6 protein-coding genes are annotated in these 8,295 nt (G+C 55.4%); 3 read left to right on the top strand and 3 right to left on the bottom strand.

Annotation, left to right across the window (positions count from 1 at the left end):
- Window positions 1-137: 137 nt before the first annotated feature.
- Entirely contained in the window at window positions 138-1,871 is a 1,734-nt protein-coding gene (locus tag DQG23_RS41405; protein ID WP_113036920.1) for a polysaccharide deacetylase family protein, read from the bottom strand.
- Window positions 1,872-2,110: 239 nt separating this feature from the next.
- Between DQG23_RS41405 and DQG23_RS41410 the strand changes: the two genes are divergently transcribed.
- Genes DQG23_RS41410 through DQG23_RS41420 form a run of 3 tightly spaced genes read left to right on the top strand, consistent with a single transcriptional unit; the run spans window position 2,111 to window position 5,797 of the window.
- A complete protein-coding gene (locus tag DQG23_RS41410; RefSeq protein ID WP_158560971.1) occupies window positions 2,111-3,205 on the top strand; it encodes a GerAB/ArcD/ProY family transporter in 1,095 nt (364 codons plus the stop codon).
- 10 nt (window positions 3,206-3,215) lie between these two features.
- Complete coding sequence (locus DQG23_RS41415; RefSeq protein ID WP_272949097.1) at window positions 3,216-4,652, top strand: spore germination protein; 1,437 nt, start codon at window positions 3,216-3,218, stop codon at window positions 4,650-4,652.
- A complete protein-coding gene (locus tag DQG23_RS41420) occupies window positions 4,649-5,797 on the top strand; it encodes a Ger(x)C family spore germination protein (RefSeq protein WP_113036923.1) in 1,149 nt (382 codons plus the stop codon). The genes DQG23_RS41415 and DQG23_RS41420 overlap by 4 nt, the downstream gene beginning before the upstream one ends.
- Window positions 5,798-5,934: 137 nt before the next feature.
- Here the strand turns inward: DQG23_RS41420 and DQG23_RS41425 are convergent, their stop codons facing one another.
- Window positions 5,935-6,894 carry a D-2-hydroxyacid dehydrogenase gene (locus tag DQG23_RS41425; protein ID WP_113036924.1) on the bottom strand — a complete coding sequence of 320 codons (960 nt, stop codon included), beginning with the start codon at window positions 6,892-6,894 and terminating at the stop codon, window positions 5,935-5,937.
- A gap of 28 nt (window positions 6,895-6,922) precedes the next feature.
- The coding region (locus DQG23_RS42480; protein WP_420330281.1) for an ATP-binding protein at window positions 6,923-8,295 on the bottom strand (1,373 nt) is incomplete at its 5' end.

The raw sequence follows: 8,295 nt of genomic DNA on the forward strand, positions 1-8,295 counted from the left end.
CAAGCGCCGCGGCTTCCTCCGGTCCCATAACCGTCGCGCCCGGATAATTCGGCGGCAGCGGCTTGCTGCGCACAGGCGTTCCTCCGTTGATAGCCAGCTTTTCCATGGATGATACCTCCTGATCGATTCCTCGTTATTTACGAAACGACTTTCTTTAAGCAAGGTACGCCGAATTTGAGCACCGATTCCGGCGAAGCTTGCCCGGCCGGCAGCGGAATCCAAACGACTGTTTTCGCCGGAATGCCGTCAGCTTTTCCGGAGGCTTCGGATGCGGATGCAGCCTCGGCGCCTGCTTGCAGCGTAAGCGCAACCTGCACGTCAACCCCTTCGCCGGACGTCTGGATACGTACCTGACGGCGGCTTCTTTCCCAAGCGTTGATTTCTTCCGCCGTCCAGAATACGAAGCCGCGCGATTTGGCCTCCTGCACGAACCGGGCGAACGCCTTGCGCACGCTTTCTTTCGTATGCAGGTGAACTTGGTGGAACAAGAAATGCGCAATCCCTTCCACCCTTGCCGCCTGCTCCAGGAACGGCACGATGACGCTGCTGTCCGCCCAACGGTCGATGTCCAAATCCTGCGTCAAAAATCCGATTTCCATCACGTCGTACATCCGGTTGCGCTCGTTCGCCCATGCGATCGGCATATAAGGATGGCATGTGCCGAATAAATAACCGACATTTCCCCTTTTGCTCGGTCCGCGCGTCTGATCGACTTGAATGCCTACCGACTCGCACCAGGCGAACAAATCGCCCCAGCCGTGAAAAATCGTGTAATGATCCTTATTGGAAACGATCCGGTCAAGCTTCGTCGCTTCCTTCAGCCAGCCGAATTGGCGCTTGAACTCCGCTTCGTCCCAAAAACCCTTATCCGTCGTCAACGCATTATAGTGGAAAGCAAGCTCGTGTCCGTCGCCCAAAATTTTATCGTACACTTCCGGACTGTAGCCGGGCTCAATCATGCACCAGCTGGACCGGATGTCCTGTTCTTTCAAAACGCGAAGCGTAGTCTCCGCGGATTCGTCGATATTGCCGTCGCTGTCATGGGAAATCAATGCCACATGCTGGACGCCGTCCGGCCAATAACCGACGAAAGGCAGCGTCATGCCTTTGTCCGTGACGGTACGGAGCAAGTGCGAAACGAGCGCTTCCCGCCACAGATCGGCATAAGGATGCGGGAAGTACGGCTGGCCTGTCTCCGAATGAATACGATCCAGCTCCCAGTCGAGCGAAATGCGGTCGTCCGCTTTCAGAATGCCTTCGTTAAGCGGCGCGCTTCCGTCCGGCGCCGGAACGCCATCGAATAATACAGGCGACATGCCCTGCTGCAAGTGAACGACGGTCGTCGGGATATCGACTGCGAAGCGGTGAAGCTCTCCTTTTTCGATCGGGAAAACGAGAAGCAAAGGCGCAATATCCTTCCCTTCCGGATGATGAAGCCGTACCGTCCCTTCCTGACGGACTTGACCTGCTTCAGGAGCAACGCCCCACGGCTGAGCAGCCGTAAAACGCAGCGGACGCGTTTCGCCGATCGCTTCAGGCAGCAGCGCATAGCCGGCCGAGCTTGCCGGAAGCTGAATCGCATGGATTTTGCCTGCCAGCGCGGACAAACCGCCATATGCGATAACCGTACTTCCAGCCGCTGCAGCGTCCCATAATGCCTGCGATCCGGCAGCGTCTTCATTCGTCAAGCTTGCAATGACGACATCGTATGCGGAACCGTCCAATCGATCGGCCCGATCCACTTTTTCATATGCAATGCCCGCATGCTCCAAAATTTCGTAAATATACGTTTGGAACACGTTCAATCCGTAATGCCAATGTCGTTCGGCCGCCTGCCGGTCGACATATACGGCCACTTTCGCGATACGCATACATATCCCTCCCAAACAATCTCTGTCTATCTTTATCAACCGAACGAGCGATGCTGAACGGCATTTCCCCAAAAAACGGCCAGTCGCAACTTGTCGGCGTCATTGCCATCATTATATCGAAATGCACGATACTTGTATAGTACTTGTATCATAATTACAGAGCCATTTCATTCAAGAATAGGAAACGCTTCTTTACCAAAAACTAACTAACGAATGAGAAAGCGAGGATGATTACGACCATGAATGTGAACAAGATCAATATGGTGCAGCTATTCATGCTCGTGATGATGTCTGCCGGTCTGATGAACCATGTAACGCTGATTCCCATTTTACTGAGCGTCTCGGGCAGGGATGCGTGGGTGGCGGCTTTCCTAAACGTTTTTCCTTACATGCTCTGGATTTGGCTGCTGATTCGTCTGATTCGTGCTAAAGGAGATCAAACGCTTTTCGATTGGATCGTTTCGTATACGGGCAAACCGATCGCATGGATCGTAGTTTCGTCGATGGCCTTTAACATTTTCATGCAGGCTTTTCTGACGCTTCAGGAGACGGTCGGCTGGACGATATCCAGTTATTTGCCGGGCACATCGCGAATGTTTCTTGCCTTTGGTTTGGTCATCGTCAGCTACATTGCCGCGAGAATCGGGCTCCAAGCCGTCACCATAACCGCCGGCGTTTTGCTGCCTGCCGTTGTAGCGCTAGGCTTTTTCGTCGCAGGCGCGAACATACCGAATAAAGATTACGGCCGATTATTCCCGATCGCGATCGATGGATTTAAACCCGCTTTGAAAGGCATGCTTTATGCCGGCGCTTCTTATATGGAGCTTTTTCTGGTCTTCCTGATTTCCCATCACATCTCGTCCAAAATCCGCTACCGGCATATGGCGCTGCTCGGACTCGTATTGGTCGGCCTGACTCTCGGACCGCTGATGGGCGCGATAGCGGAATTCGGCTCCGACGAAGCGGCACGGCTGCGGTATCCGGCTTTCGAGCAGTGGAGGCTCATTCATTTCCGGCGTTATTTGGAGCATCTCGACACCTTTTCCATTTACCAATGGCTGTCGGGCGCTTTTATCCGCATTTCCATTTCGCTGTTTACGATCGCCGATCTGTTTCCCATCCGGAATAGAAATATCCGGAATACTTTTCTTCTCGCTTTATCGACCGCTCTTATGTTATGTATCACCATTCCGCTCTCCGATCACACATATTTCCGGTTCATCGTCAAAATCGTCTTCCCAGCCACCTTCATGCTGCTGCTTGCAGCCACTCTCGCCTTGACAGTGCTGACCCTATTGAAAAAAGGAGGGACTTCCCATCACCAGAGAAATTGACATCGAGAAGCTGGAAAGCCTCTTCGACAAATGCAGCGACGTCATTTTTCAACCGTTTGAATATGCGAACGAAAGCAGCAACGATACCGTCGTCTTGGCTTACTGCAAAGGAATCAGCGACGAAGCGCTCATCCTTAAAACGGTCATGCCGGGCTTGAACGATATGTTCCGGCAATCCGGCTTCGCCGGCGAGCTGCTCGCTGAGCATGCGAATCTGCTGCTTTTTCCTTTTACGGATATGAAGTCGGAGGATGACGCCATCCGGTCGGTATTATGCGGCAACCTGCTCATTTGGTTCGAGCGGCGCAAACGGCTATATTGCGTTCACATTTCGGATACGCCCGAGCGTAAGCCGGAGGACTCATCCGTAGAACCGCCGATTTTCGGCCCTCGCGATGCTTTTGTTGAAAATTTGTCGGTTAATGTGGCGCTCATTCGCAAAAGAATGCGGTCCCCTTCGCTAAAATTCGAATGTTTTTCGGTCGGCACCCATTCGCGAACGGACATCGGCTTATTGTATTTGGAGCACACCGCAGCGCCGGACGTTATCGGCGAGATCCGCAAGCGGATCGAAAAGCTGGAGATCGAAGCGTTGTACAGCAACGAACAGCTGAAAAATTTGGTATCGGATCAATCCCTGACTTTATTTCCGCTCATGGGGATCACCTCACGTCCCGACCATACGCTGGAAAGCTTGCTGAGAGGACGGTTCGCGCTTATTGTCGACGGGCTGCCCGCCGCGCAAATCGCCCCCGTTACGCTCAGCTACTTGTTCAATGCCGCCGAGGATGCCCATAGCCCGGTCCTCTACGTGTCGTTCTCCCGTCTTCTGAGAAAGCTGAGCCTTTTTATTACCCTGTTTCTCCCGGGGCTTTGGGCGTCGCTTACGACGTTCCATCAGGATCAAATTCCGTTCCCGCTGCTGTCGACGATTATCGTGTCCACGCAAGGCGTACCGATGTCGTCCTCCTATGAGCTGCTTTTGATGATACTCATGTTCCGCCTTTTCTTCGAGGCCGGATCGAGGCTTCCTTCGACGATCGGTCCCGCCTTATCCGTCGTAGGCGGTCTTATCGTCGGCGACGCCACGATTCGCGCGGGAATGACGTCGCCGACGACGCTTATAATCGCAGCGCTGACGTTTACCGCAGGCTTTACGAACCAATCGCACGGATTAAACGCGTCGACGGCCATTTTGCAAATCGTCATTTTGCTGCTCTCGACGTATTTGGGGCTGTTCGGCTTTTTTATCGGCATGTTCGGCATCGTGCTGTATTGGGCAAGCCTCTCCTCATTCGGAGTCCCCTACTTGGCGCCGATTTCTCCTCCTAACTTCAAGAGCTTGGCCGCTTCGCTCATCAAGATTCCTTGGACCTACAGCCAGCGGAGCGTCAAAGCGCGAGTCGTAACGGAGCCGGACCGGAGCGAAAGGAAGGAGGAAAAATGAAGCTGCGCCGCCTGACAGCCGTGTTTCTGGCCTTGTCGTTATTGCTCGTCTCCGGATGCGGAAGCGCAAAGGATGCGGATATGCTCGATTATATTAACGGGATCGGCGTCGACTACCAGAACGGCGAATATATCGTTTATTTGCAAATGCTGAGCGTAAGCAATATTGCGAAAACCGAAGGCAAAGGGCCTTCCGAAAGCACGCCGTATTGGGTAGCTGTCGGGAAAGGCAAAAATTTAACGGAAGCGATCGGCAAAATATACAACGCGTCGGCCAAATCTATTTTTTGGGGGCATGTGACGGCGCTGCTGCTTTCCGAGAGCCTGCTGGAATCGAACGAGCTGAGCATTTTTATGAAGGAGTTCGACCGTTTCCACGAAACCCGGTATACAAGCTGGGTATTCGCAACCTCCGAAGCGATGAACGACATCTTCATGGTCAAACCGAATTTCGAACAGTCGCGCTTGAATACCCGGCTGCACAATCCCGAGGAAGGCTACCACATTTTGTCTCTCGTACGCCCCCTGATGCTGCATGATTTCGTAGCGGATTTTCAGGATCAGGGCCGAAGCACATTGCTTCCTTCTCTGAAAGTGACCTCGGACAATTGGGAGAAGGACCGTGAAAAGAAAACCTCGCTTGAAGTAAACGGCGTTCATGCGTTCCAAAACACGAAGTACAAAGGCTTTATTCCGGTTTTGAAGCTGTTCGGAACGCGCTGGCTCGAGAAGGAAACGGTCCAGTCGTTCATCTCCGTTCAGCATGACGGTAAAACGGCCGCCACGATAAAAATGACGAAGCCGAAATCGAGCATAAGGATCATGAAAGAAAACGGCAAGGTGCGATTCGGCATCAAAGTGATTGTCAAAGGGATCTTAACGCATAAATTTACCGACATTAGCGTAGAAGAGCTGAGACGGGGCGCAGAGAAGCAAATCGCGGAGGAAATTCGAAGAACATTCGAAGAAGGCTTGCGTGTGGATGCCGACTTGCTTCAATTAAACGAGAAGCTGCACCGCTTCCACCATAAGCTATGGAAAGCGGCCCACCCGGGAGGTCCCGAATCGGCCGCGCTGACAGCCGATTCGCTGGGTCCTATCGACGTCGTTGTCGATATCACCCAAACCGGCAAATATAAGTATTGACTTGAAAAACAACTACCGTCACTCGCCTACACAAAATAACAGCTTCTAGCACCGCCGCCACAGCTCCCAACGCAGCGGTGTTTCGCTGCATGAAGGCGGTCGGTCGGCCGCATGCGGATTTAGAATAATAGTTGGCCTTACCCGTTGACGACGTTTGCCGCGGTGCCTGCCAAGAAAGCCGACAGATTGGCTGCCGCCGTCTCCATTAGCCGCTGCCGGGCCTCGAAGGTCGCCCATGCGATGTGCGGCGTGATCAAGCAGTTCCGGGCGCTCGTTAGCGGATGATCGGCAGCAGGCGGCTCCTTGGACAACACGTCCAGACCGGCCCCGGCGATCCTGCCTTCATTTAGCGCATCGGCCAAGTCGCCTTCGACGATAAGTCCCCCGCGGGACGTATTGATCAAGAAGGCGGTTTTCTTCATCAGCGATATGCTTCCGGCGTTAATGAGCCCTTCCGTTGCCGGCGTTTGCGGACAATGCAAGCTGATGACATCGGACTCCGCGAAAACCTCTTCGCTGCTGCACATCCTGACTTGCTCCAGACCCGCAATCGTTTTGGGGCGCGTAGCGGAAGCGATAACGTTCATGCCGAAGGCAAGCGCGATTCGCGCCACCTGCTGGCCGATCGTTCCGTAGCCGATGATTCCCATCGTTTTGCCCGCCAGCTCGGTTAACGGAGACCGCGTAAAGCAGAAATCGGGACAAGCGGCCCACTCGCCCGATCTGACCGCATCGCTGTGCAGCCGCACTTGGTTGCAAAGCTCAAGCAATAAAGAGAACACGAGCTGCGCGACGGATAACGTGCTGTAACCGGGCACATTCGTTACCGGAATGCCGCGTTCCGAGGCCGCCCCGATATCGACGACATTATAACCGGTCGCCAGCACGCCGATATAACGCAAATTCGGCAGCTGCGCGATCGTTTCCTTTGTCAGCGGCGTCTTGTTCGTTAATATGATTTCCGCGCCTGCGGCCCGATTCACGATTTCATCCGGCGCAGACCGGTCATATACGGTCAAACTCCCCAGCGCCTCCAGCCTGGTCCAATTCAAGTCTCCCGGATTCAGCGTATATCCGTCCAATACGACGATGTTCATCCCTTTTCGCTCCTCTCTTATGTAACGGCTACACGTTAGTTTCCTCCAGCCTTACCGAGCCGCAGCCCGGTACCGTTTGGCCGATTGCCTCGACAATATGCGGATGGCAGGTAAACAATACGATTTGATGTTGTGTCGCAACCTGCCCGAGCACGGTACAAGCGCGAATCAATCGTTCCCTATCGAAGTTTACCAAAATGTCGTCCATGATTAAAGGCAGAGGCGCTTTGCTCGCATATTCCTCGGCAAGCGCAAGGCGCATGGACAAGTATAGCTGCTCCGCCGTCCCCCGGCTGAGCAGCGAGGAATCCAAGTGATCCCCCGTCGGCGTTACGGCCGCGAGTCTTTTTTCGCCTAACGGCGCAATGATCCGGGAATATCTTCCGCCCGTCATCTGCGCAAAATGCTCGGAAGCCCGCTGCAAGACGCCTGGCTGGCGTTCCCGTTCGTACACGTCGCGCGCTTTCTTAAACAGCGACGCGCAGACCGCTAGCGTCGACCAGCGGTTCGCCTGCTCCGCAAACCGTGCGGTTTGCTCAGCCAGTCTCTGCACGGCATCGCCTTGTCCGCCGTTTCCTTCAAGCTGTTCAAGCTCCGCATGCAGCCGTCCCCGGCGTTCCCGCCGTTCGTCGGCCTCCCGCTTCGTTTCCTCCAGCTTCCCGCGCAGCGTCTGCATGTCGGCCAGCCGTTCGTCACGGCTTCTTCCTTCAAGCTCGGCGCCAAGCCGTTCCAGCCGCCCCGGGCCGATCGCGGCGTCCAGGAGCGCCTCCGCCTGCCGCTTGTCCGCTTCGAGCCGGAGCCGTTCTTCCTGTATGCGAACGCGATGCCGGAACTGCTCTTCATCGGAAGCCCCGGCATCCTGCAGCAATTGTTCGATGCGGGCTTTCGCCCGCCCGATGCCGGGGCTGATAAGCGAAAGCTCTTCCGTCAGCCGATCCCGCTCCTCTTCCATTCGTTTGCGGGCATGTTCCCGCTCTGCAGCATGATCCGACGCTTCCTTCCAATCTTTAAGCGCAATAACGGCATCGCCGTCCTCCGTTTCTCCCAGCTTGGCGAACACGCCCCGCTCGAACGCGTCCCGTTCGGCGGCAAGCGTTTCGCAGCGGCGCACCGCTTTCCGTTTGCGCTCCAGCTGCTGCTGCGCCTGCTCGATAAGCGGGAACAAATCGAGCGCGGCTGCAGCCGTGAGCTTCGGCGGCAAGCACTGGCCGGCAAGCCATGCCTCCCACTCCGCTTGCAGAGCCGCGAGCGTCTGGGCTTGACGGCCGCTGTCGGCCTCCGCCAGCGCAAGCCTGCGCAGCGCCGCCGTATGCGCCTGCGCCGCCTCGCCGCGCCGCTCGCGGCACTGCTGGCAGCTGCGCAGCGCGGCCTGCCACGCCTCGGCGGCCCGCTCGAGCGGCT

Origin of the sequence: Paenibacillus contaminans, assembly GCF_003285015.1 — a bacterium.
GTDB classification, from domain to species: domain Bacteria; phylum Bacillota; class Bacilli; order Paenibacillales; family NBRC-103111; genus Paenibacillus_V; species Paenibacillus_V contaminans.

What these genes read in the sequence shown, in the direction of transcription:
- DQG23_RS41410 (WP_158560971.1), top strand. Translation starts at nt 2,111, where the DNA reads ATGAATGTGAACAAGATCAATATGGTGCAGCTATTCATGCTCGTGATG.
- DQG23_RS41425 (WP_113036924.1), bottom strand. Translation starts at nt 6,894, where the DNA reads ATGAACATCGTCGTATTGGACGGATATACGCTGAATCCGGGAGACTTG.
- DQG23_RS41405 (WP_113036920.1), bottom strand. Translation starts at nt 1,871, where the DNA reads ATGCGTATCGCGAAAGTGGCCGTATATGTCGACCGGCAGGCGGCCGAA.
- DQG23_RS41420 (WP_113036923.1), top strand. Translation starts at nt 4,649, where the DNA reads ATGAAGCTGCGCCGCCTGACAGCCGTGTTTCTGGCCTTGTCGTTATTG.